The organism is Tropicimonas sediminicola (assembly GCF_900188335.1).
Classification (GTDB): Bacteria; Pseudomonadota; Alphaproteobacteria; order Rhodobacterales; family Rhodobacteraceae; genus Tropicimonas; species Tropicimonas sediminicola.
In genome coordinates this window covers 888,211-911,091 of record NZ_FZOY01000002.1, presented here as the reverse complement: position 1 = coordinate 911,091, position 22,881 = coordinate 888,211, and the positions used below count along the sequence as shown (strand labels likewise).

21 protein-coding genes are annotated in these 22,881 nt (G+C 62.6%); 9 read left to right on the top strand and 12 right to left on the bottom strand.

Going from position 1 to position 22,881, the window contains the following annotated elements:
- The coding region (locus CHB86_RS24880; protein ID WP_425445413.1) for a hypothetical protein at positions 1-197 on the top strand (197 nt) is incomplete at its 5' end.
- A 319-nt stretch (positions 198-516) separates the two neighbouring features.
- Here the strand turns inward: CHB86_RS24880 and CHB86_RS08490 are convergent.
- Positions 517-1,326, bottom strand: coding sequence for an SDR family NAD(P)-dependent oxidoreductase (locus tag CHB86_RS08490; protein ID WP_089232552.1), 810 nt, complete (start codon positions 1,324-1,326; stop codon positions 517-519).
- 43 nt (positions 1,327-1,369) lie between these two features.
- Here CHB86_RS08490 and CHB86_RS08485 point away from each other — a divergent pair, with 43 nt between their 5' ends.
- Positions 1,370-2,131, top strand: a complete 762-nt coding sequence (locus CHB86_RS08485; protein WP_141134852.1) for a DUF6962 family protein — start codon at positions 1,370-1,372, stop codon at positions 2,129-2,131.
- Here CHB86_RS08485 and lgt read toward each other — a convergent pair.
- The 3 genes from lgt to CHB86_RS08470 all read right to left on the bottom strand — a co-directional run bounded on the left by lgt (position 2,119) and on the right by CHB86_RS08470 (position 5,258).
- A complete protein-coding gene (gene lgt / locus CHB86_RS08480; protein ID WP_089232550.1) occupies positions 2,119-3,060 on the bottom strand; it encodes a prolipoprotein diacylglyceryl transferase in 942 nt (313 codons plus the stop codon). The two genes, CHB86_RS08485 and lgt, sit on opposite strands and share 13 nt — an antisense overlap.
- Positions 3,061-3,528: 468 nt before the next feature.
- On the bottom strand, positions 3,529-3,981 hold the full coding sequence (locus CHB86_RS08475; RefSeq protein ID WP_141134851.1) for a hypothetical protein: 453 nt from the start codon (positions 3,979-3,981) through the stop codon (positions 3,529-3,531).
- 242 nt (positions 3,982-4,223) lie between these two features.
- Complete coding sequence (locus CHB86_RS08470) at positions 4,224-5,258, bottom strand: AraC family transcriptional regulator (protein WP_089232548.1); 1,035 nt, start codon at positions 5,256-5,258, stop codon at positions 4,224-4,226.
- 148 nt (positions 5,259-5,406) lie between these two features.
- On the opposite strand from CHB86_RS08470, the gene CHB86_RS08465 reads away from it, so the two are divergent.
- Both CHB86_RS08465 and CHB86_RS08460 read left to right on the top strand, forming a co-directional pair.
- A complete protein-coding gene (locus CHB86_RS08465) occupies positions 5,407-6,894 on the top strand; it encodes a DUF1254 domain-containing protein (protein ID WP_089232547.1) in 1,488 nt (495 codons plus the stop codon).
- A 69-nt stretch (positions 6,895-6,963) separates the two neighbouring features.
- Positions 6,964-8,424: a DUF1214 domain-containing protein gene (locus CHB86_RS08460; RefSeq protein WP_089232546.1), complete on the top strand. Its 1,461-nt coding sequence runs from the start codon at positions 6,964-6,966 to the stop codon at positions 8,422-8,424.
- Between the two features lie 752 nt (positions 8,425-9,176).
- On the opposite strand, the gene CHB86_RS08455 is transcribed toward CHB86_RS08460, so the two are convergent.
- The 3 genes from CHB86_RS08455 to CHB86_RS08445 are packed head-to-tail and all read right to left on the bottom strand — an operon-like array spanning position 9,177 to position 12,776.
- Positions 9,177-9,995, bottom strand: a complete 819-nt coding sequence (locus CHB86_RS08455) for a hypothetical protein (RefSeq protein ID WP_089232545.1) — start codon at positions 9,993-9,995, stop codon at positions 9,177-9,179.
- A 17-nt stretch (positions 9,996-10,012) separates the two neighbouring features.
- A complete protein-coding gene (locus tag CHB86_RS08450; protein ID WP_089232544.1) occupies positions 10,013-11,596 on the bottom strand; it encodes a sulfatase-like hydrolase/transferase in 1,584 nt (527 codons plus the stop codon).
- 58 nt (positions 11,597-11,654) lie between these two features.
- Positions 11,655-12,776 carry a sulfatase-like hydrolase/transferase gene (locus CHB86_RS08445; protein WP_089232543.1) on the bottom strand — a complete coding sequence of 374 codons (1,122 nt, stop codon included), beginning with the start codon at positions 12,774-12,776 and terminating at the stop codon, positions 11,655-11,657.
- A gap of 115 nt (positions 12,777-12,891) precedes the next feature.
- Here CHB86_RS08445 and CHB86_RS08440 point away from each other — a divergent pair, with 115 nt between their 5' ends.
- A complete protein-coding gene (locus tag CHB86_RS08440; protein WP_089232542.1) occupies positions 12,892-13,467 on the top strand; it encodes a TetR/AcrR family transcriptional regulator in 576 nt (191 codons plus the stop codon).
- A gap of 58 nt (positions 13,468-13,525) precedes the next feature.
- Here the strand turns inward: CHB86_RS08440 and CHB86_RS24150 are convergent, their stop codons facing one another.
- On the bottom strand, positions 13,526-13,957 hold the full coding sequence (locus CHB86_RS24150; RefSeq protein WP_141134850.1) for a hypothetical protein: 432 nt from the start codon (positions 13,955-13,957) through the stop codon (positions 13,526-13,528).
- A gap of 204 nt (positions 13,958-14,161) precedes the next feature.
- Between CHB86_RS24150 and CHB86_RS08430 the strand changes: the two genes are divergently transcribed.
- Positions 14,162-15,064, top strand: coding sequence for a LysR family transcriptional regulator (locus CHB86_RS08430; protein ID WP_176442812.1), 903 nt, complete (start codon positions 14,162-14,164; stop codon positions 15,062-15,064).
- A 981-nt stretch (positions 15,065-16,045) separates the two neighbouring features.
- Positions 16,046-17,566, top strand: a complete 1,521-nt coding sequence (locus CHB86_RS08420; protein WP_089232538.1) for a Ppx/GppA family phosphatase — start codon at positions 16,046-16,048, stop codon at positions 17,564-17,566.
- Between the two features lie 109 nt (positions 17,567-17,675).
- Here the strand turns inward: CHB86_RS08420 and CHB86_RS08415 are convergent, their stop codons facing one another.
- A complete protein-coding gene (locus tag CHB86_RS08415) occupies positions 17,676-18,449 on the bottom strand; it encodes an ion channel (protein ID WP_089232537.1) in 774 nt (257 codons plus the stop codon).
- A gap of 358 nt (positions 18,450-18,807) precedes the next feature.
- Here CHB86_RS08415 and CHB86_RS08410 point away from each other — a divergent pair, with 358 nt between their 5' ends.
- Both CHB86_RS08410 and CHB86_RS08405 read left to right on the top strand, forming a co-directional pair.
- On the top strand, positions 18,808-18,993 hold the full coding sequence (locus tag CHB86_RS08410) for a hypothetical protein (RefSeq protein ID WP_089232536.1): 186 nt from the start codon (positions 18,808-18,810) through the stop codon (positions 18,991-18,993).
- Between the two features lie 187 nt (positions 18,994-19,180).
- Entirely contained in the window at positions 19,181-19,642 is a 462-nt protein-coding gene (locus CHB86_RS08405) for a DsrE family protein (RefSeq protein ID WP_217898283.1), read from the top strand.
- 324 nt (positions 19,643-19,966) lie between these two features.
- Here CHB86_RS08405 and CHB86_RS08400 read toward each other — a convergent pair whose 3' ends face one another.
- The 3 genes from CHB86_RS08400 to CHB86_RS08390 all read right to left on the bottom strand — a co-directional run bounded on the left by CHB86_RS08400 (position 19,967) and on the right by CHB86_RS08390 (position 22,816).
- On the bottom strand, positions 19,967-21,196 hold the full coding sequence (locus tag CHB86_RS08400; protein WP_245837824.1) for an anaerobic sulfatase maturase: 1,230 nt from the start codon (positions 21,194-21,196) through the stop codon (positions 19,967-19,969).
- A gap of 238 nt (positions 21,197-21,434) precedes the next feature.
- The gene (locus CHB86_RS08395) at positions 21,435-22,229 is read right to left on the bottom strand and encodes a DUF6782 family putative metallopeptidase (protein WP_141134848.1); all 795 of its coding nucleotides are present in this window, start codon (positions 22,227-22,229) and stop codon (positions 21,435-21,437) included.
- Positions 22,230-22,297: 68 nt separating this feature from the next.
- Entirely contained in the window at positions 22,298-22,816 is a 519-nt protein-coding gene (locus tag CHB86_RS08390; RefSeq protein WP_089232534.1) for a hypothetical protein, read from the bottom strand.
- Positions 22,817-22,881: the final 65 nt, after the last annotated feature.

Sequence of the window (22,881 nt, the reverse complement as noted above, 5' to 3'; positions counted from 1 at the left end):
ATGCTGACGAATTGGAGTCTCATCTTCGTTCGGGCGGGATCCTGTTCTGGGTAGCCGTCAGTGACGACATCGAAGAGAGCCGAGCCAGTGAGGTCCTGAAGAGGTGTGGCGGAGAGCATGTGCATGCCCACATGATCGAGCGTACGTTCGGAGAGGAGCGGTTCAAGTACCGCAACCCTGACCCGTTTCTTGACTAGGCCGTAGCATCGCTCCGTCATTCGACCGGTCCGTCGGCAACCAGCCGGAGTTCGTAGTTCCCTTTGGCCCGCGCCCCGAGAGGATCTGCGAAAAGCGTCGACAGGCGCCTGCGGGTTTCTGTGGCTTGCGGCACCAAGGTTGCAGGCCCGGTAGATGGACAGCTTTCGGCAACCGATCCCGAATGCGCGGCGCCGGGGCAGGGGGGCGAGGCGTCATGGTAGACGGCCGGACCTGACCTGCGTGACCGGCTGTATCACGGCTTCGATTTGCTCGCTCATCACAAATTGGGCGAAATGCAGGTCCGAGCGTCGGATCAGCCTAGGTCCTGTCCATGATCCATTCGGTAAAGCGAGCCTTGATTGGGCGGGGAGCCACGTCGGCCGCGAAAGCGAACAGCTTGTTTCGGAGCCCCGGTATGACCATCCGTTTACCCCGCATCATGGCCTCGTAGCCATAGGTCGCGACCTCGGAGGGTGACATGGTCCGCATCGGCCACCCACTTGCCAGCCGGACATCGGTCATCCCGGCGCGCCGGAAAAAGTCCGTCTGCATGGGGCCGGGACACAGGCAGGTGACGTCGACGTCTGTCCCGCGGAATTCCTCGAAAAGCGCGAGAGAGAAGCTGAGAAGATGCGCGCGCGTCGCGAAGTGGACCGACACGAACGGCCCCGGTACGAGGGCCGCTATGGAGGACACGTTGACAATCCGGTTGCGCCGGCTCCGGTCCCGCGCGTGGAGAAATCCCTTCGTGAGCTGCATCACCGAAATTGTGTGGAGCCGGACCATCTCGATTTCTGCCTCCAGGTCGGACTCTTCGAAGCGGCCATAGACGTTGAACCCGGCGTTGTTGATGAGCGTGTCCGCAATGGTGCCGTGCCGCCGCAGGTGCTCGAACACAGCCGATGCCGACTCCGGAAGCGACAGATCGAGTGCAAGGGCGTCCGCCTGCACTCCGTAGCTCTTGGTGAGATGCTTGCCGCAAGCGTCAAGGCGGGCCTGATCCCGTGCCAGGAGGATGAGGTCGCTGCCTGCTTCTGCAAGACGCTCCGCAATCATGCGGCCCAACCCGCTCGAGGCCCCGGTAACGATCGAAAGTCGCGGTGGTATGCGGTCCGTTGATCTGGCCATTCCCGAGTTCTCCCGATCCGATGGCGTTCAATGACCGGAGGTCGTGGGAAGTGTCACAACCCGAAACCGCTCACGCAATGATCCAGAACAGGGCGGCATCGCCGAAATCAGGCTACGAGGGCGCAGAGACCATCAGCGAAAACGAAAGATCAGCGCCAGGCTCGCGATCATGCTTGAACCGGATGTGACCCTCACGGACCTGGTCCTTGCCGCGCAATGCATGGCGTTCTCTCTCCTCCTTTTACGCAGGGCCGACGCGGCGTCGATGGTCCGCCGTCTTTACGCATTGCTTTTCGCGGCTCTCGCCTTGGCCTCCCTGTTCGGAGGCCTCTGGCATGGCGTCTTCTCCGACGCCGAAACAGGGTTGGGGCAATGGATTTGGTTTTGCGTCATGGTAGCGCTCGCCGTCGCGGCGGCCGTGCTCTGGTTCATCTCGGCGGCGCTGTTCTGTTCGGAGACATGGGCACGCCTCGTCCGGATGATTGCCCCGGCGCACCTCGTTCTGCAGATCTCCGTTTCGGCTTTCGTGACCGACAGCTTCGCCGTGGCGACCGTGGGGTTGTTGCCGCCGGTCATCTCCATGATCGCGGGGAACGCATCGCGTTTCAGGCGGACGGGGTCCCGACGGGCTCTATACGGCGCAGCGGGGTTCTGCCTTGCTGCACTGGCGGGCCTGATCGTCGCTTTCGAGGTCTCTCTCCATCCCAGCTGGGCAACCACGCTCGCAACCTACCACATGGTCCAGTTCGTGGCGTTCTGGATGATCTTCCGATCCGTGCCAGGGGGCGCCGCTCAGCCCCGATAGAGCGTCCCCAGGCGCGGCTCGATCCGCGCCTCTTCCAGGCTCCCCTGTCGTTTCTCGGTGATGTTTGCGCGGGTCCAGCTGGTGGGAATGCCCAGCGGGTAGAGGATCAGTGCGATCAACACGACGATCTGAAGCCAGCTTGGGGACTTTGGCGCTGGCTGCGGGGGAGACTCGGATTGCCTCGGAGACCGCAACGTCCGGATCAACAGGATCAGGCCGGCCACGGCCATCAGCAGGTTGAACACCTGTCCGGTCCCGATACCGAGCCAAGCCGCCTCGTAGTCGCGGAACAGGTCCACGAGAAAACGCAGTCCCGCGTAGAGGAATATGAACAGGCTGGCGACCACCCCACGACCGGGCGGCCATTTCCAGATCGCAAGAACCAGAATGGGCAGGATCAGGAAGTTCTTCGCGCTTTCGTAGAGGGCGACGGGATGGCGGGCCCCTTCGAGATCCGGATAGACGAAGCCCCAGGGCATGCTGGTCGTCGACCCGATCACGCCGCCTTCGATGAAGTTTCCGAGGCGACCGACGGCGAGAAGAAACACGGCGGGAACCGCGACCTCGTCCAGCATCGCGATCAGCGAAAGGCCCCGCATCCGCGCAAAGATGGCCGTTGCGATCAATCCGCCAAGCAGCACGCCATGAGAGGCCATGCCGCCCTCCCACCAGTTCAGCGCGGCCAGCGGCTGTTCCCGGTAATAGTCGAGTTCATAGACGAGGATGTCGAAGACGCGTCCACCAACCATGACGCCGATTGAAAAGAGGATCGTGAACGAGAACACGTCGGCATTCGTCAGGCCGCGCGCACCGCGCCGGATCCAGAACCAGAGGAAGATCCCGAGGAACCCGATCGAGTAAACAGCGCCGTACCAATAGATTGCACCGACTGGAGTAACGGCGATTGCCGGATCGAAATCATGTATCATCCTGTGCCTCCCTTCAGTTCGTCCTGTGGACGCCGGCAAGCGATGCGCATTGGAGTGATATGCGCGACGCCCCGTTCGCCTCGAGATCGTGTTCGGGTCATGAGGCAAGTCTATCGCGCCTCGAGCATTCACCGTTTGATCGGTGTCAAGCCGAAATACGTGGATTCTGAACGGTTTGCCTGTGCGGCTTCATCCTCTCGTGGCGGAAGCGGCCATCTGGGGGCAGAGCTGCAATCGGCGGGGAAGAGCCCAATTCGCCAGTTCGCCAGGCCGTGCCGAAAGCTTGGGCGCCCCAACTGACAGCAAACGTTTCAAGACCTCGATGATTTCGCCTCATGGACCTGTCCGGGGGATCCGTTGGGCGTTCCGGCGAGCGGGAGGAGGGGCAGGACCGACCGTTCTTGGCGAATGGGCCTTGGCGCGGGGGATTTGACCGCCCGCCACCCAATCAGGGCGAGCCGCTCTTCTTCAAAGACCGAGTTCTTTGGTGATCAAGGCAATGATCCCTGCATGTATCGCAGCGCGATCGGAACCTGCCGGGTCCGTGGACACAGGATCATCCTTTTCCTCAGCCAAGATGGCTTCGCCGGAAGGGGTGCAGATCGGCATGGCGTTGAAATAACAAGCGGGGTCAAACCGCCCGAGCCTCCGATTGCCCAAGTGGCTGGAAAGCCCGCTGCGATCACGGTCGGTTGCGAGCATCCTGTCGCCATCGCCGCCAAGGCCGATCACAAGGGTTGATGGCACAAGGTTGGTGACGTCCATGGATGCCAAACCCCAGACGAACCCCGGATCAATGGCTGCAACATGCGTCACGCGCGTATCCGCACAGCTGGCCCCCCAGGTCGCGGGATTTATCCCCTGCATATTGACCTCTTCGGACAGCAGGGGCCCACAGGTCTCCATTTCCGTGACCGTCATGCAAGCCTCCGCGATGCCAGCAGGGTTGCCCGTCGCCCCGCCCAAAGACAATGCGGTCCACCCTACATAGGAGAACCCGGCCGCCATGACACGTTTCAGATCAAACCGGCCAATAGCCGTCCCTGGTTTCACCCCAAGGGGTGCGAACCACTCTCCAAAGCAGCCACTCGAAGATGTTGCAGCGCTCTCGGCACCGAAGCATTCGACGCTGCGCGGACAGGGGGGATCGGGAGGGCTTGCCGTCATTGCGCTGGTGCCCCCGCGTTCAACACGAGACTTTTTCTGTATTCCGTCGGCGTTTGACCTGTCCAACGGCAGAATGCGCGCGTGAAGTTCGGAGGGTCCTCGTAGCCAAGGCTGTAAGCGACATCGCCAACGGATAGGTCGGTCTCCCGCAGCAACGCCCTTGCGCGGCGCTCCCTCACTCTTTTCAACACTCCGCGATAGGTCAGGCCCTTTCGCCTCAGGCGGCGCTGCAGGGACTGGACGCCGATCCCGCACAACGCAGCGGCACCGTCGATATCTGTTTCGCCATCCAGGAGCCGGAACGCGGCAACATTCAGTGCCGAACGCAATGGCTCCGGCGTCCTTGCAACGGATGCCTCGGCTGCGACGTCATGAAAGGTCAGGGCAGGGGCGCGGGTGCCAGTTGGTCGCTGCCGGAGATCTTCTTCAGCCACGGCCACCCCCGTCACGCCGGCGCCAAACCGGATCGGTGCTTCCATGGCGTACTCAAGCTGCCGCCAGCCGGCATCGCGCGGGTAGTCGAGTTCGATCCAGGCTGGGCGCCAGTCCTCCCCGAGAAACGCGGCTGCAAGCCGAAGAAGCGATCCCACGATATGGTTGGAGTGCTGCGGATATCTGCCGATCCAGGCCGGGAAGTAGCGCAAGACCCCGACCCCGCCTTCGCGCTCGAACGTGAAGTGCGTCCCGGTCTGGTGGAAGTGAATGGCCCTGGGAATGCGCGCAAGCACTTCGCCGAAGGTGGGGGCGCCCGCGCAATACTGCAGCCAGAGACCATATGTCTTTGCCGTCATCCGCCGGCCGCCGTCAAACCCGAAGGTCCGGTCCCCGGTTGCGCGGGCGGCCGCCTCCCAAAGCGTCGTCAACCCGCGCAGGGGAATCGGCTCCCTGGGAGCCTCGATCGCGAGAAGCGGCAATTCGGCAGTACGAAAGGCCCGTTCGACGGCCCTGTCCCCGGCGCGTTCTGTCAGAAGTCCGGGGATCGGCCCGATCGCGGATGCGCCCGTCATCGGAATGAGTGCGTTCCGGGTCATCGCGGGGCTGCTTGACGCAAAATGATATCTGGCCTGATCGCCATCAAGTTACGCTAGCTGATGATGGAAAATGGACGCAACAGTTCATTTGCGTCCGGCCCAGCCATCGATTGATGCGAGCGAAAAGCAGCAAGCGGAGGATGCAGACATGAAATCCCCAACATCCCGTTTTCTTTCGACCGTCGCCTTTGTCGCCGCGTCAACGGTCGCCTCGGGAGCATTCGCCGAGGACATCGCGATCCCGCCGCTGATGGAACAGATCAACGGAGGCAATTGGCTCGATCCGGCCGAGGCCGAGGAGCTGCGTCACGAACAGTTCTATCAGCGGGCGATCTACGCCTACCACACCATGCTGCCGGCGCTGAACACGATCGGCATGCGCGACGGGTCCGAAGCCGCTTTCGGTGAAGGTTACAACATCCTTCCGATCTGGAAGGACCGGATGGACAGCCGCACCTGGGTGCCGACGCCCAACGCCGACGTGATCTATTCGATGTCCTACCTCGACCTGAAGGAAACCGGACCGCTGGTCATCGCCGCCCCGGCGAACGTGATCGGCATGTTCACCGATTTCTTCCAGCGCACGATCACCGACGTCGGCGCCATCGGGCCCGACCGGGCGCGTGGCGGACTCTATCTGCTGTTGCCCCCCGGATATGACGGCCACGTGCAGAGCGGCTATTTCACCTTCGAATCTTCAACTTACAACGTGTTCCTGTTCTTCCGCACGGTGATGGAGCAGGGCGACGACGGTCCCGACCCGGCCCCGGCCGTGGCAGCGGCCGAGCGGACCCGGATCTATCCGTTGTGGGAGCAGGAGAAAGACGTCGAGCCGATGGAGTTCCCCAATGCCTCCGGGCAGCGGGTCGACATGATGTACCCGGTGGACAACACCTTCTGGACCAAGCTGAAGGACTTCGTGGACTATGAGCCGACTGCCGCGATCACGCCCGAACTGCGCGGCGTGCTGGCTTCGATCGGCATCGTCAGGGGCCTGCCCTTCGAGCCGAGCGAGAAGGAGCGGGAACTGCTGCAAAAGGCGGTCGAGACGGCGCCCAAGATGATCCTCGCCAGCCGCCAGTTGGGCCGGAAGGACAATCGGCATCTCTACTACGAAGATCGCCAGTACGAACGCGCCTGGGCCGGTGGAACGGCGGAATTCATGCAGGACGGCTATCTAGACACAGACCAGCGGGCGGGCTTCTTCCAGTATGCCTATTCGTCGGCCCCGGCGATGGTCATGCGCACCATTGGCGCCGGATCGAAATATCCAGTGACGTCCCGCGACGCCGATGGCAACTTCCTCAACGGCGCCAACACCTACAAGCTGCACCTGCCGCCGAACCCGCCGGCCGCGCTCTTCTGGGCGGTGACCGCCTACAACGTCACCGACGGGTCGATGCCCGAGACGCCGCAGCTGATGCCCTCGATCAACGGCTTCAACACCGTGGCAGAGAATGAAGACGGCTCGATCGACATCTGGTTCGCGCCGGAGCTTCCCGCCGACGTTCCCGAAACGAACTGGATCCAGGTCGTCGACGGGCGCGACTTCATGGCGGTGCTGCGCCTCTACGGTTCGGACATCGAGTTCTACGACCAGACGTGGAGACCCGACGACGTCGTCAAGGTGGAGTAATGCCCTGCGCCGCGGCGCCCAGAGGGCGCCGCGGTTTCCTTCATTCCCAAGTGAGTAAGGAGAACCCAAATGTTGAAGCATCTTACAGTAACCGCTTCGGCGCTTGCCCTGCTGGCAGCAACCTCCCTTTCTGCGGAGACCGTCGATACCCGCATCGGTCCGCTCGAGTTCACCCATGATTTCGCGAACGGTTACCCGACGACCGAAGCGCAGGAGAAACTGTTCGACGAGATCGATTTCCAACGCGCTTGCCAGGTCTATCTGTGGGCACTGCCGATCGTCTCCATGGAACAGTGGCGGTGGTCCCATGAGAACGAGCTGGGGGTCGAGAACGGCCAGGCTCTTTACGCCCTGAGCTACGAAGACAAGATCGGCGGACTGACCTACAACGCGACAACGCCCTACGTGCTTCCATTCATCGATCTGACCGAAGAGCCATGGATTGTCGAAGTGCCGAGTGCGGAACTCCGCGGCGCGTTCAACGACTTCTGGCAGGTCGGGGTCGCGAAGGTCGAGGGCGGCCGGAAGTACATCCTCGTAGGTCCGGACGCGGATCCGGACCAGGATGATGTACTGGAGGCGGCCTACTGGGGTTTTCAGGTCGTCAAGTTCAACACCAACAACGTGCTCCCCGGCATTCGCCTGATGGCCGACGATGACGAAACACGCCAGGCCATTCTGGACAACCTGAAGATCTACCCCTTCTCGGAGCGGAAAGACCCGAAGCCCAGGGGCTATGTTCCGGCCGACGGAAAGGCGTATTCCGCATGGCAGCCGCGCGGCATGGCCTATTGGGAGCGACTGGCCGATGTGATCAACAAGGAACCCGTCCAGGAGCGTGACAGGTTCTTCCTGGCAATGCTGAAGCCGCTGGGCATCGAGAAGGGCAAGCCCTTCGAGCCCGGCGAGCGCCAGCGCAAGATCCTCGAGGAAGCGGCATTGGTTGGCGAAGCCATGGCCAAGGCCAATGATTTTAACAAGGAACGTCTCGAAGACGCGTTCTATGTCGAGGATTCGATGTGGGAGTTTGCCACGGTGAGCCATCCCAGCCAGAGACGCGAGCACCACGACGATCTGGATGCCCGCGCGGCATGGTTCTACGAAGCGGTTACCAATGACCCGAGGATGCACGCGCAGCGCTACGGCGGTGAGGGGCAGATCTACATGGCGACCTATCGCGATGGCGATGGCGACTGGCTGGACGGCGGGACCAACTACACGCTCAATGTGCCTCCCGACGCGCCGGCCGAGGCGTTCTGGTCGATGACAGTCTATGACGTGGCGACACGCGCCCTGACGATCAACAACGAGAAACTGGCGGACCGGTCTTCGAAGATGGACCTGCTCGTCAACGATGACGGATCGGTCGACCTCTACATCGGCCCAGACAAGCCGGAGGGCGACAAGGCCGAGAACTGGATCGAAACGCTGCCTGGCAAGGCATGGTTCCCGTACTTCAGATTCTATTCGCCGAAGGACGCCTTCATTGACAGAACCTGGGTCCTTCCCAACATCGAGAAGGCGAATTGACAACCGGACTCGGGCGCGTGACCACGACCGGCAGCCCAATGCCCCTGCGGACAAGGGCCGGCTGCAATGGTGAACGCGCACCGGTTCCACGGCAGGCCGGCTCGGGGCCGGCCTCCCTTGTCTTGCGTCCCGGGCGCAGGGAGCGAACGAACAGGAGCATCGGGAATTCGGCGTCAGAGTCGGTGCCGCTTCGATTCCCCAGTCAGCAGGTCTTTCTCCAAGATCCTCGAGCCCCCTAGCGAGGCGGCTCGCGCGCGGGTTGGACGAAGCGCTCTCGGCAGCGGCTTATGTACCTGCGAAGGCCGTGGCCGGCCACGTAACCTTGGAGCATCGCCTTGGAGGGCTGACCGCCGACGAGCGTCACCGCGCTTTCCAAGGCCCCGAGTTGCGCGCGCAGCGCCGCTTGCAACGCGCTTTGGCAACGGGACGCGCCCGGCGCAATCGAGTTGGGCTGAGGGCGTTTTAAGGATCAAGCATGAGGCAGGCTGGCGGTGTCGACCGGCGGCAGGGAAGAAGCCCAAGGCTCAAGCCCGGAACAGATCACCCGTTGTCCAGAATGTCGGGATCTTGCGTTGAACCTGACGGATGTCCGCAATCCATCGTCTCTGAGGGGCTTACGCGAACGGCTCACGCCTGCCATCCACAAGGTCGGCCCTTGCTGCAATGCGGCTTCTCCGGCGTGGACAGGCAATCCCGACGGCGCGATCCATCAGCCGCCCGGGCACGGGATGCCCGGGCGGCTCTCAGCGGCTCTATTGCCAGCGGAAAGTCACGCCGAGATAGGGGCCGTGCTGGCTGACGTCATAGGCGAAGTCGCCGTCATCGGTTTCGAAGTCGAGGCTGTAGTAGCGGTAGCCGAACTTGATCGAGGTGTTTGTCCAGCGCTCCGGTCGCCAGTCGAAGCCGGCTGTTGCGATGACCTGCAGGTCGTCACCGCCAACACCGAAACCACCGAAATCGGCAACAATGGCCGCAGCCCAGTTGTCGTTTAACTCCCAGACTCCACGGGCACCGATCACCGGCTCCCACCAGGTCTCTGTGCCGCCGAGCTTGGTTGCCGGACCTGGTGTGTCAATATCGACCTCCTGCTTCAGCGAGTTGTAGCGAAGGCCGCCCTGCAGATCCAAGGCGAAGCGGCGCCCGGCATCTCCATAGGTGGTGTCAACGGCGCGATAGGCCGCCATGAAGGTCAGCCAGTACTGTTCGATATCGACCTCGACATCGAGCGAGCCGCCGCCCGGTCCCGGAAGCCCGATGGATTCGTCGCCCCCGAGGCTGACGTAATTTCCATCGAACAGCAGGCCCCAATCGCCGCGCCAGGCCTCGAACCGCCCCGAGAAGGCCAGGTTGAGCGCGTCGAGCGCTTCATCGAGGCTCAGGTCGAGATCCACCGAAGTGCCGTCTATGGTCGAGGTGCCCGTCGTTCCGGCGGGGATGAAGGCATAGGGCGTGAAGACGTAGCGCCACTGGCCGTCGTCATGACCGGTCAGCGCGAAGGGCTCTGCGATTGCGGCGTCCGCCCACGCGATCACGGCGATCGCGCAGGCTGCAGATGCAAGTTTGTGGTTCATCGTTCACCTCCCTTTGGTCAATGCCCCTGCGCCTTCAGGCGCGCCTCTTCGGGGGTCATCGGGGCCCGGTGCGGGAACTGCTGGACGCGGCCGTAGTGTTGTCCGAGGAGCTGCTGCATGGGTTGAACCACCCAGAGGCCGGGGTAGAGCGCGCCATAGCGTTCACCCGGGTCACGCTTGACGTTGTAGAAGTCCATGCCCGGAAGGCCGCCGTGGCCTTCGGTCAGGTGGATCTTGAAGTCGTCATAGCGGAAGGCGCCCAGCACATCGCCGCTGTAATGGGCCATGAAGTTGCGCCGTCCGTGGCCCTCGCCATTGAGGAACAGCGCGGTCTGGTCGACGCCGTCGGTGATCCGGTCGCTGGGGATAAGGTCCAACGCGCCTCCGAGACGGGCGGCAGTGGTGAAAAGGTCGGTCACGTGCAGGATGTCGGTCGGGTCCTGTCCGGGCGCGATCATCCCGGGCCACCAGGCCATCGCCGGCACGCGCACGCCGCCTTCGAGCACATCGCCCTTGGCGCCTTGCAGAAGCGTATAGCCGGCGGTCGGCCAGAAAGCGTACATCGGGCCATTGTCGCTGATCCAGACGACCAGCGTGTTCTCTGCGATGCCCTCCTGCTTCAGCGTGTCGAGGAGCTGTCCGACATGCTTGTTGTGCAGCGCCATGAAGGAGGCCTGCCGGTTGTTCTTGTCCACGCCCGGCGCGTCGAGGAATTCCTGGCTCGCGGCGATCTGCTGCGCGTAGGAGGCCCAATAGATGTAGAACGGGTTCTCGTCCTCTGCGTGATCCTTCACGTATTGGGTGATCTGGTCGATCGACTCGTTCTCAAAGGCTTCCTGCCGCTCGGGCGAGAGCACCCCGGCCACGCCGTCGATCGGTGTCCGGCCCTCTCCCTTGCGTCCGACATAACCGCCGATGGACAGGTCGATCCCGGTCCCCTCGAGATAGGCCTCGTTGCCGGGGAAATCGGCGAAGGGGAAGGTGCCGCTCTTGTCCTCGAAGGACGCCTGCCAGTAATCCGGCGCGCCGTTGAAGAGGCCGTAGTAGGCGTAATCATAGCCCTGGTTCTCGGGCGCGTGCTCCTCAAGGTCGCCGAGGTGCCACTTGCCCCACATCGCGGTGTTGTAGCCGACCTCCGAAAGGATCTCGGCGGTCGTTACCTCCTCCGGCGACAGGCCGTCGACCTGCCCGGGCCAGAGCACGGTCAGGAGCCCGGTGCGCACAGGGTGGCGGCCGGTGTTGATGGCGATCCGTGTGGGCGTGCAGGAGGGCTCGGCATAGGACGACCAGAACCGCATGCCTTCGAACGCCATCGCGTCCAGCGCCTCGGACGGGGTGCCGCGATGCTTGCCGCCGCCCTGCCAGCCAAGCTCGCCCCAGCCGATATCGTCGGTCAGGATGTAGATGATGTTCGGCTTCTTGCCGAAGCGGCCCTCGAGCTCGGCAAGCCGCGCGTCGATCTCGGCGTCCTCGGCCGCCCAGGCCTCGGCGTTGCGCTCGGCGTGAGCCATGTGAGGCCCGTCCGGTTCGATGGCAAAAGCCTGTGTCGCGAGCATTGCCGCCGTCGCTGCGGCCAGTCCTGTTCCAGTCCGATGTTTCATGGTTTCCTCCCCAGTTGAATTGATGGTCGGCGGTGCAATCCGTCACAGCGTGGGGGCGTCAAACGGCCCCTTCACGTGGCACCGCTCGGTTTCCGGCGGACTCGACGCCAAGGATCACGTCGCGCGCATCGCCGTAGGTCTGTTGCCAGAGCTTCAGCATCTCGACGGTTTCCGGGCGAATATTCTCGACATCCTCGTAAGGCATGCCGGTTGCGGGCTTGCGGTCCGGGAACTTGTCCTTCAGCCGCAAATGCTGGGTGAGCATCCGGGAGAAGGGAGTGCCGGTCCAGACGCCCTCCCGCTTGAGCGGATGCTCTTCGCGCGGATCCCAGTAAAGGTTGTAGACCTTGGCAAGCGAGGGGTTCACGCCGGGGCCGGGCCAGCGGATCTTCATGTTCTGCTTGACCGTGGCGGCGAGCTTGTCGACCTCGTAGAGGTGGATGTAGTCGCGTCGGCCGTGGGTATCGCCATTCACCAGAAGCGCGGTCTGGTCCACGCCATCCACCACGCGGTCCGTGGGGATGCCCACCATGTTTCCGGCGATGCGAGCGAAGGTCGTGTAGAGGTCGCCGACAAAGACCATGTCGCCGGCAATGGAGCCGGCCTCGATCACGCCCGGCCAGCGCAGGAAGGCTCCGACCCTGTGGCCGCCTTCGAGCGCGGACCCCTTGGTGCCGCGAAACAGCCACTCAGAATAGCCCGAGTCCGAAATCTCCTGCTTCATCGGTCCATTGTCGCCCATCACCATCACGATGGTGTTGTCGGCAATGCCGAGCGCGTCGGTCTCGTCGAGAAGCGTCATGCCATTGGCCCAGCGGCCGCAATTGGCATTGAGACATCTGTTGTCAGGAATGGCCGCAAGAATTGCCGCCGGGATCTGCGGCCAGTAGTTGAGGAAAAACGGCTTGTCCTGCGTGGCCATCGCCCGCAGCGAGTCCAGCGCCTGCTCCTGGAAGCGCTGGTTCACCTCCATGTACATTTCCATGTCGGGGCGCTCGCCGGGCTCTATGCCCCATTCAGTGAGCGTGCCGCCCTTCTCGCCCTCTACCTGAGTCACCCAAGCCTCCCCATAATGCGACAGCAGGACATAGTGCTCGGTGTCATGCTGGATGCCCCGGGCCGCGACGAGGTTACCGGTGCAGGCCAGAATGGCCGCGCTCAGCCCGACATGTGCCTTCATGATCTTCCTCCCCTCCGCCTTGGCCAATTCTGGCCCAAAGTGTACGCATCCGTCTATCTATATGTACGATTGCGTATAGTTGTTCTCTTGTCGCGAGTTCTCTATCAAACGATCCATGACGCAGATGAAACTCGTGCCCGATGGCGCCCGGCCAAGGGTCAGCAAACAGGATTGGCTGGATGCCGCTCTGAAGCTTCTCAGGATTGGCGGGATCGAGGCCGTGCGCGTCGAGCGGCTTTCGGCCGAACTCGGCGTCGCCAAGAGCGGCTTCTATTACCATTTTCGGGACCGGGCCGATCTGCACAATGCGCTGCTGGACCACTGGCGCGCGCTCGACGAGCTTCCGGCACTGCGAAAGTCGGCGATTGCCGGCATGTCTCCGGCTGCCCGGCTCGCCCTGATTGCCGAGATCGTCGACCGTGACGACCTCAGCCGCTACGACTTCGCAATTCGCCAGTGGGCGCGACAGGATGCCCGGGTCCGTCGTATATGGCGTGCCGAGATGAACTACCGCATCGACCTGATCCGCGGGTTGTTCGCCGAACTTGGCTTCACAGGCGACGATCTCGAGAACCGGACGCGCCTGTTCGTGGCCTATGCCGTCAGCGAGCGCGATATCTTTTCGGAACTCTCCGCCAAGGACCGCGTGCGCCTGCGCGAGATGCGTTTGCAGCTTCTGCTTTCCAGGTAACCGCCCGAGTGCGTGGCGTGCCCTTGCTATATGGTGCATGATCGCCTCCCCGACGGCTTCAGGTTTCATCTTCAGCCAGGTCAACCGCTCGCAGACGCGCATCCACGGCCTCGGCAACCGCGAGCTCCGCATCGACCGCCGCGGCGAGCGCGTGATCCACGGCCATTCCGGCATTGCGTTCCAACCGCTCCGCACGAAGGGCGGCGTCCTTTGGATCTTTGGCGTCTTTCCTCGGCTCGACCAGAAGCTGGACGGAGTCGATGCGCCCAAGTATCGACCTGCCGAACTTCGCCCAAGCCGCCTCGATGTCATCCTCGCCGGCCGGATCCGAGACCAGAAGGCTCGCACGATGTGCCTCTGCGACGGCCTTCAACTCGTCGAGTTTCCGGGTGCGACCGGCCTGGCTCTCGGACCGGAACGCTTCGGCCCTCGCTTCGACATCACCGACGCGGACGGACAGGTCGGAAAGCTTGTCTGACAGCATCGTCATGCGGTCCCTTTCTCGGGCAATGCCTCTCGCAACGGGGGCGGCAATGCCGTCCCGGCACCTCGGGCTACTCGAGCCGCAAGGCATTGTTTCGGAGGTCTGTGTCGGGTGTAGACCGCTGTTCGGTCGTGATGACCCTTGCACAGACTTCGCGATGGGCCAATATTCCTGGGGGAATAATAAAAATTCCAATATGGAATAATGAATATGGACCAGCTGCTTGCAATGCGCTCCTTCGCACGGGTTGCCCAGACTGGCAGCTTCCAGGAGGCCGCCAAGCTGGAAGGGCTCGCGCAGGGAACGATCAGCAAGCGGATTGCCGCGCTCGAAACGCACCTGGGCGTTCAGCTTCTGCGCCGGAATGCCCGACAGGTCACGCTGACAACGCTCGGCGAGACCTACCTGGAGAATTGCCAGCGCGTTCTGCGGGATCTCGATGCCGGTGAAGCCCAGCTCCAGGCGGATGCCGGAACGCCCGCTGGCAACATTCGCCTTTCGATGTCGCCCGTGTTGTCGCGGATCGTCATCGCGCCGCTTCTCGTCGAGTTCCTGCGGGAATATCCCCGGATCGAGGTCGTCTCCTTCCTGACCGAACAGCATCTCGACATTGTCGGTGAGGCCATCGACGTGGCCATCCGGGCGAGCCATCTGCAAGACTCCACCCTGATCGCCTCGCGCCTGTCCTCCAACCCCCTGACCCTCGTCGCCGCTCCCGGTTACCTCGAGGGAGCCCCGGGAATCTCGGAGCCGGAGGATCTCGCCTCCCATAACTGCCTGACTTTCGGCCGGATGAAGGCTTCCCAGACTTGGCGCTTTACCCGAGGGAGAACCGTTCGGGACATCCCGGTGTCCGGCAACCTGACAGCCGACCAGGGGGACACTCTTGTCGAGTTCGCGGTCGCGGGAGCTGGGGTGGTTCTCATGCCTGAGTGGGTGATGGACCGCCACATCGCGAACGGGGAGTTGGTGCGCCTGCTTCCGGAATGGTCCCCGCCCGCCATTCCACTGCACATCGTCTATGCCGGCGGCAGCGTCGTGCCGCTCCGCATCCGCCTTCTGGTCGACTTCATCCGGCGGAACGTCCGTGCCAGAGACCTGCTTCTCCGCTAGCGCCCAAGAACATAGCCTCGAGGACGAAGCCGTTGGCAGGCAGGTCCAACTTGGCGGGCTGACCAAGACTGGAGCGGGCGGAAACCCGAACAACGAGATCTCGGGTTGTCGCGATTGACCGCCGTGGCGACGAACGTCAATCACCGTGGCGCCCGCAGCGAATGAGCGCCATCGCGCGGGGGCGTGCGAATTCGCCCGCTACGAGCCGGAAATCGGCAGCCGGATGGCCGCAATTTCTCCCTGCGGCATTCGGTTTTCGAGGGAAACTTCGCCGCTATGGAGTCGGACGATGCGGCGAGCGATTGAATGGCCCCGGGCGGGCTCCGCCGGATTCCGCGTTCCCGCACCCTTCACCGCGCGTGAACGGATCGAAGTTGGTCGGGAACAGGCGCTCCGGGATGCCCGGTCCCGTGTCGGTGGCCGTGATTGCGATCGCCGTTTCCGTCTGCGAGATTGCCGCCCAGCTTGGATACTCTACGGCAGGCCACCTTGCCCGCGCATTCAAGAAATCGGTGGGTATGAGCCCGATGGAAATTCGCACCCTTTGGCCAAGTCCCTGGTGATGGAAGTCGTGCGGCCATTCCGCTCATGCTTCCGGCGCCGACTAACGGCTCGCCAATCTGCCCGATTGCCGCGCCCGCAGTCCAGCAGACTCCGTAGCCGCATCGACGAGCCGCTTTGTTGGAAGCACGGCCTTGAGGCGCGCGCGACTTCCGAGTTGGCCGTCTCTGTAGTTGTCGCGATGCTCAACGTTGGATTCGATCACTCTTGGGCAAGCTTCCAGTTAGACCGGTGAATTCAAGCTCCGCTCCAAGAAAATGAAGCCTGTCCCGCGGATCGATCTATAATGGTGGAAATCAGACGCGCTCTCCGGTCCTTTCCGGGCCTCGCGGATGAAGCGTCTTCCTGGCCCCAATGGGTCCGAAGACCGTTCAAGATGCTGGCGCTTGGTGCATGCAATCAGTCGGGAGATGAGTACGAATGGACGATCCGCGGGTCATAGAGATCGATACCGATCGCGTGCTGTCCCATCGGCCGGTACATTACGGGATCATAGACCTCGGCTCGAACTCGATACGGCTCGTCGTCTACGACGATCTCGGTCGCGCGCCGTTTCCAAGGTTCAACGAGAAGTCCCTAGCCGCTCTTGGCGCCGGCCTTGATGACGATGGCCGTTTCACACGGAAGGCCATCGACAACGCCCTGGCCGCCATCCGTCGCTTCGACGCGATTGCGAAGGCCATGGATGTGCCGCAGGTCGACATCCTCGCGACCGAGGCGACGCGGAAGGCAAAGAACGGCGATGACCTCGTCTCGGCCATACGGGCCGAAACCGGCATGGAGCCAAGGGTCATCTCGGGCGAGGACGAAGCCTATTATTCGACACTCGGTGTCATCTCCGGATTCTTCCAGCCGAGAGGTCTCGTCGGAGATATTGGCGGCGGGAGCCTGGAGGTGGCCGAGGTGCTCGGCGACTGCGTGGGGGACCGCCGGGCCAGCATGCCGCTGGGGGCGCTTCCGGTCCGGGCGATGCTGGAGGATGGCATCGACGCGGCAAAGAAGCAGATCGACGATATCCTGGATGGCGCGCTGCCGCCGATGCTGACGGAGCCGGTCTTTTACGCCGTCGGCGGCGGGTGGCGGGCGCTTGCGCGCGTACATATCGCCATGACCAACCACCCGATCTCTGTCCCGCACGGCTACGAAATGCCGGCCAAGGAGCTTTCGTCGCTCGCCAAGAAGATCGCCAAGATGTCCACGGACGAGATCGCGGCCCTTCCGGATGTGCCCGGAAGGCGGGTTGAAACGCTTGCGGCGTCAGCGCTTGTTCTGTGGCGCGTTTTCCGGAAACTGAAGCCCGAGAGGGCTGTCTTCTCGGCTTTCGGTCTTCGGGAGGGCTGGCTCTACAGCCAGCTCGGCGAGGCGGAACAGTACCGTGACCCGCTTGTGGAGGGGGCGCTGGCGATCGGTTTGCCGGTGGCGCGCGTTCCGAAGTTCAGCGAGGCGCTGGGCAACTGGACCGCGGACCTTTTCCCCGGTGAAACCCAGAGCGAGCGCCGCGTCAGGCTGGCGGTGTGCGCGCTGACCGATATCGCGTGGCGCGACCATCAGAAGGTGCGCGCGATGGACAGCTTCCTGCGGCTTCTGGAGTTCCCGTTCATCGGGATCAGCCACGGCGAACGCGCGTTCCTCGCCGTTTCGGTGATGGCGCGCTATGGCGGCAAGGTGGATGAGCAGATCAAGGACAGGCTCTCCGGCATCCTGTCCCGTAACGATTTGCAGCGTGCCGAGATCCTTGGGCGGGCGCTGTTGCTGGGACACCGGTTCTCGGCCAGCGTTCCGGAGATCCTCGAGAAATCCCGCCTCAGGATCGAGGCAGATGCCGTCCGGCTGGAGGTGCTGGAGGATGCGAGCGTTCCCGACAGCGATGCCGTCCAGAGCCGCCTCAAGCAGCTTGCCAAGGTGGCAGGTATCGAAGGCGCGGAAGTCGTCTCGGAATAGGCTTCCGGTCTTGTGTGCGCCCTTGGCCGAATGCTGCTGACTGGCGTCCCACACGCCGGGCGAGGGGCGGGCTGCCGGGCCTCCGACGCCGTCGGCACGGTTGGTGTCGTCAGCCGGCGCCTTCCGTCTCGATCCTGAGCATCTCGCCGCAATGCTTGCAATGGACGGCATCCGGATCATGGCGCGTCAGCCCGCATTGCGGACATGGGTGATGCACCCGCGAGCGGGTGAAGACCGCGCCGGCAAGGCGGAGGAACAGGGATACCCCGATCACCATGATCGCCACGGCTGCGATCTTCTCCACCGGAGTCTGGGGTGTGAGGTCGCCATAGCCGGTCGTCGTCAGCGTCGTGACCGTGTAGTAGAGCGAGTCCACGTAGCCCGATGCACCTCTCTTCGGTTCTGCGAAGAAAATGAACACGGCGGATGTTGTGACGAACACGAAGACCACGAGGTTGAGTGCAGCCACCAGCGCGTCTTCGTTCTCGCGGAAGAACTTCCAGCCGCGCCGCAGGTCCTGAAGCAGATACTCCGACCGCCCGAGCCGGACGCCACGCAGTATCCGTAGAAAGGTAAGATCGAGGTGCAGCAAGGGGTCGAGCACCAGCGACAGCAGCACGATCAGATCGGCAAGCACGTAGATCTGTCCAAGGTGCCGCCAGCGATTGTCCGAGATCCAAAGCCGACAAAGGAAATCGATCGCGATCAATACGGCCAGTGCGAAATTCACAATGCGTATCAAGGGGGTTGCCGGTAGCGGGACGGTCACGATGAAATAGACAACCGTGGCCAGGTCGAACAGGATCAGCCAATAGCGCAGCCTCCGCGCGGTTGGCGTCTGCCCGGTGTACAGTTCGGATACCCGCGCTTTCAGCAGCTCCATGTTGTTCCCTCTGCCTCAGTGCCGCGCCGGGTTGCAGTACCCGCGCCTGACCAGCTCTGACCCCAAATGGGCACGCGCCCTGAAGTGAAGCAATGACTGCACCATTCGGTCTAGGGCCTTTGGTGATATTTGCACTGCGCTTTAGCGTCCCGGCCCAGTGCTTGATTTCGTATCGGAAAGGACGCATGCGGATGTCTTTCGGAACGGGGCGTGGAGATCCGCCGGGTCGAGCGCCGGTCTACTGCCTGGAACCGGAGCGCAGACATAGCCGTCTCAGGGGCGCCGATCGTGATCAAGATCAAGGTAATGGTTCTCTCGTGGAGGCAATAAGCTTGCGACGGCCCAGGAGCGAAAAGACATGGATCTCAAGTCCAAACGAAAGGAGCTGCAAGCAGTCAACGGAGCGGTGGGGCTGGTCTTGGGGCTCGGCGGCTATATCGGCCAACTCTACTCGGCATCTCTGGCAACCTTCTTGATGTTTGCCGTTTGGATTGTGGGTGCGACCGTGATCAACCTGTGCACTGATCCGGCGAACAAGAAATAAGTCCAAGCGCTTCGATGTAGTCACCGACATTCGATCCATCGAGCAGGAGGGGGCGGCAAATCATGGTTGCGCCCACGGCTCCGGATATATCAGTATATTTGCATGCAACTCCGCGCCGGGACGGATAGCTGCCTGCCTTGGGATTGCATCAGATAGAGCCCCTTGAGGGACGTATCGGGAGGACACAATGCAAGCCACACGACTTCTCGCCGCGGTTCTGGCAACTTGTTATGCTCTGGTCGGAATACCGGCTCTCGCGCATGATGACGCGCCCGACCACGAAACGCACCGGATCGTCATTCAAGTCAGCGACGACAGCCCGGGAACTTTCACCAAGGTTCTCAACAACGCTTCCAACATGTCGAATTTCTTCCTGTCCCGGGGAGAGGAATACGAAATCGAGATCGTAGCCTACAATGCCGGCCTCCACATGCTTCGAACCGACACGTCTCCGGTTCTGGAGCGTGTCGAGAGCTTCACCGACAGCGTTCCCAACGTGACGATCTCCGCCTGCGGCAACACCATCAAGGGGATGAGCAAACAAGCTGGCAATGATATCGAGATCGTCGCGAACGCGCGGGTGGTTCCCGGCGGCATCGTCCGGCTGATGGAGCTCAGTGACCAAGGCTATTTCATGATCCGCCCCTAGGGATCTACGTGGCCGGTCGGCAAGACCGCTCCGAATTCCCGAGATCTGTGCAGCGACCCCCATTTGCAAGATGAACAGGTCGGTTGCTGCGCAGAGCGTGAATGGTTTGCCCCGTCCGGCCTCGTCCATCGGATCTCCGGGAAACGGAGAACAGCGAATGGCGAGCAGGCGGCACAGGCCACAGGAAAGAGCTCCGGGGCCACGGCCTGTTGATGTGCTGATCGGGCAATGAGCGACGTTCGCGGATGTGATCGACGAGGTTCATGTGAACCGGCGGTCGAGCCAATCGGCACAGGCGGCGCCGTTCTGGAGCGAGGCAGGGCGCTAGGCCTTGTTGTGGACCCGGGATTGCGATCGTGCCGCGTCGGCAGCGGGACGGCCCATCGAGACCAACCTCGCCATGTCCCTCAACCGCGCATCCGCATGGCGAAAGAACATCGTGTAGCCCTCGCAGAAATAGTTATGGCCGGGCTCTCCATTCCTGGACGTCGCGATGCGGTGCTTGGGGCAGCCGCCGTTGCAGGCGAAACGATAGTCGCAGTTCTTGCACTGCTCTGTCAGGGTGGTCGACTTCGCCCTTCCGAATTCTGCCTGTCGCTCGGTCCAGAGCATTTCGCGCATCGGCGTCTCGGTAATCCGGCCAAGCCGGTACTCGGGATAGACGTAGTGATCGCAGGAATAGAGGCTGCCGTCATGTTCCAGCGCCAGGCTGTCGCCGCAGGTCTCTGCGAACACGCAAAGCCCGCCCGGCGCACCGACCCACTTACCCAGCATCACGTCAAAATGCTGGACGAACACCTTGCCGATATCGTTCCGAAACCAGATGTCGAACACATCGCAGAGGAACTTGCCGTAGGCGCGCGGGCTGACACTCCACTCGGTCACGCTGTTCCCGGGGTCCATGTCGACCTGCGGCGCGCCGGCGAGGCCGTCGGCCCCGTTGCGCTCCACGATCGGAATGAACTGCATGAATTGAATGCCCAGCCCCTTGAGAAAGCGGTACACGTCCTTGCCCTTGCCGCCATTTGCACGGTGGACGGTCGTCAGTGCATTGTGCTCGATCTCGTGACGCTGGAGGATCTCGAGCCCGCGCATCACCTTGTCGAAGGTCGGCTGCCCCTGCCGGTCGATCCGGTAGCGGTCATGGACCTTTTTCGGTCCGTCGATGCTGATGCCGACGAGAAACGCGTTGTCATGCAGGAAGGCGCCCCACTCGTCATCCAGCAACATGCCGTTGGTCTGGAGTGCATTGGTGATCTTCGCTGCCGCGGGCGCGTGTTTGGCCTGAAGTTTCACGATCTTCCGGAAGTAGTCCACGCCGAGCATCGTCGGCTCGCCGCCCTGCCAGGCGAAGTTGATCTCGGTCGTTCCGGCCTCGAGCGAGGTCTCGATGACCTGCCTGACGTAGCTTTCCAACACCTCGTCCGACATCCGGAACTTTTTCTCGGAGGGGTATAGCTTCAGCTTTTCAAGGTAATAGCAGTACTGGCATTCGATGTTGCACCGCGGTCCGATGGGTTTCGTCATGAGGTTGAACGGGCGCGGTTGGGTCACGGGAGGCCTTCTCACTCAAGGGCACCGGCCGGGTCTCTGCGATCCGGAAATGGGCGATCTTCACCACCGCGCTTACCTCAGTGACGCTTTCCAGTAAACCGCGGGACGTGCGGCCGCGACGTTGGAACCCCGTGTCAAACATGCCGATCATCGGGCGCACGAAGCCGACTGGGTGGCCCCGGTTGACTGGTCCAGCCCGATTGTCAGTGCGCGAGCGGACCTGGTTTGATCGGTTCGATCATCGGGTTCCGATTTCCGGCTCTTCGCAAGGGTAGGGGCGACCATCCGGAAGTCGGCATATGCTTTCGAGGAAGTCCGACGCCAGAGCGCCATAGCGCGGAAGGCTATGGCTTTCGTCCTGTCGATCGAGATAGTCGCTGCATGCGGCGAGATAATACGACTGGCGCCGCCAGTCGGACACGTACCATTGGGCGAAAGCCTGCGCTGCGGCGTGCATCGGATCGCCCGTCTCCGTCATCGCGCGTTCATAGGCTGCGGCCAGATCCGAATGCGTTGGCCATGCCGCAAGCGCGTCCCACACGCCGGGGGCGCCGGCCTCTCGCAAGCTCCATCCGACAACGAGACTGATCGCGCTTGCATCGGCTTCGAGCGCCAGCGTCATGCGCGCAACCGCCTTCATCGAGTTGTCCGGCTCCGGACAAGTCCCCGAATGAACCTGGTGAAGGTGACGGACCTCGTGGATGGCCACCGCGCGCATCATGTCCGGAGACAGGCTTTCCCGCAGAACAATCGCGTTGCCATCCACATCGAAATAGCCCTCGGCGCCGAAGATCTTCTCCGCGAGACAGATCCTTGGCGCGCTCTCTTCCAGCGAAAACAGAAGATCCGGATGGCGGGCAAGCGCGGTCCGGAGCCAGGCCGCCAGCGCTTGTATCCGGGCTTCGTGATCCGTCATTGCCCGGTCGTAGGGGGCTTGCAGACACACGACCTGATGCCCGCCAACAACGTCCGCGATCGCGTGCGTCGATGAGCACGCAAGTGCGATGCCTGCCAGCCTCGAAATCCAACTCATGCGCCCCCCATCACAACCGACGCGCCAGATTTTTGCAGATCGACGGGAATTCTCAAAGAGCTGAGCGATCAGGTCTTGCCGGCACTCCGATACCTGTCGATCACGTCGTTCAGGTCCGTCGACGAGATATCCAGGCACCAGGTCGCGATCATGAGATGGTTCGGCCCGACACGTTTGTGCATCGCCTTCACAAGCTTCTGTTCGACCGGCACCGTGTAGGTTTTCGAGAAGCCGGGGCGAAGCGTCAACACCACGAAATCGCCTCTGCGGACACAGTTCCGTACCGCTGCCCAGGGGATCTCTGCGCGGTTCATTCGAAGGTCGATCAGGCCGGACCTGCGGATGCGCAAGGGGGCTCCGAATGGGACAAGCAGGCGCCAGATCGCAATGCAGAGCAGGAAGGATGCCAGCGGGAGAATGACGAAGGAGTCCCTGTGGAACCTGCGATCCCGGTAGCCGTCGACCTCCATCTGCACACCATAGGCCGATACCGCCATGAGAAGCAGGCCGATGGCGATCAGCCCGACGGTCCTCGGCCAATCGCGTTCAACCCGGAATTCCTCCGAAATCTGTGTGTCCGATGTCATCGTTCTCGTCCGGGTTTACGGATCTTTCCTCTCTCGCGGCCGGCTAAAAACCCTCCGACCCCGCG

Bases quoted from the DNA above. Each gene is read 5' to 3' on its own strand.
- CHB86_RS24150 (WP_141134850.1), bottom strand. From the start codon at position 13,957: ATGACGATGCTGTCAGACAAGCTTTCCGACCTGTCCGTCCGCGTCGGT.
- CHB86_RS08415 (WP_089232537.1), bottom strand. From the start codon at position 18,449: ATGGAGCTGCTGAAAGCGCGGGTATCCGAACTGTACACCGGGCAGACG.
- CHB86_RS08420 (WP_089232538.1), top strand. From the start codon at position 16,046: ATGGACGATCCGCGGGTCATAGAGATCGATACCGATCGCGTGCTGTCC.
- CHB86_RS08475 (WP_141134851.1), bottom strand. From the start codon at position 3,981: ATGACGGTCACGGAAATGGAGACCTGTGGGCCCCTGCTGTCCGAAGAG.
- CHB86_RS08465 (WP_089232547.1), top strand. From the start codon at position 5,407: ATGAAATCCCCAACATCCCGTTTTCTTTCGACCGTCGCCTTTGTCGCC.
- CHB86_RS08395 (WP_141134848.1), bottom strand. From the start codon at position 22,229: ATGAGTTGGATTTCGAGGCTGGCAGGCATCGCACTTGCGTGCTCATCG.
- CHB86_RS08440 (WP_089232542.1), top strand. From the start codon at position 12,892: ATGACGCAGATGAAACTCGTGCCCGATGGCGCCCGGCCAAGGGTCAGC.
- CHB86_RS08455 (WP_089232545.1), bottom strand. From the start codon at position 9,995: ATGAACCACAAACTTGCATCTGCAGCCTGCGCGATCGCCGTGATCGCG.
- CHB86_RS08405 (WP_217898283.1), top strand. From the start codon at position 19,181: ATGCAAGCCACACGACTTCTCGCCGCGGTTCTGGCAACTTGTTATGCT.
- CHB86_RS08410 (WP_089232536.1), top strand. From the start codon at position 18,808: ATGGATCTCAAGTCCAAACGAAAGGAGCTGCAAGCAGTCAACGGAGCG.
- CHB86_RS08460 (WP_089232546.1), top strand. From the start codon at position 6,964: ATGTTGAAGCATCTTACAGTAACCGCTTCGGCGCTTGCCCTGCTGGCA.
- CHB86_RS08450 (WP_089232544.1), bottom strand. From the start codon at position 11,596: ATGAAACATCGGACTGGAACAGGACTGGCCGCAGCGACGGCGGCAATG.
- CHB86_RS08390 (WP_089232534.1), bottom strand. From the start codon at position 22,816: ATGACATCGGACACACAGATTTCGGAGGAATTCCGGGTTGAACGCGAT.
- CHB86_RS08445 (WP_089232543.1), bottom strand. From the start codon at position 12,776: ATGAAGGCACATGTCGGGCTGAGCGCGGCCATTCTGGCCTGCACCGGT.
- CHB86_RS08430 (WP_176442812.1), top strand. From the start codon at position 14,162: ATGGACCAGCTGCTTGCAATGCGCTCCTTCGCACGGGTTGCCCAGACT.
- lgt (WP_089232550.1), bottom strand. From the start codon at position 3,060: ATGATACATGATTTCGATCCGGCAATCGCCGTTACTCCAGTCGGTGCA.
- CHB86_RS08470 (WP_089232548.1), bottom strand. From the start codon at position 5,258: ATGACCCGGAACGCACTCATTCCGATGACGGGCGCATCCGCGATCGGG.
- CHB86_RS08490 (WP_089232552.1), bottom strand. From the start codon at position 1,326: ATGGCCAGATCAACGGACCGCATACCACCGCGACTTTCGATCGTTACC.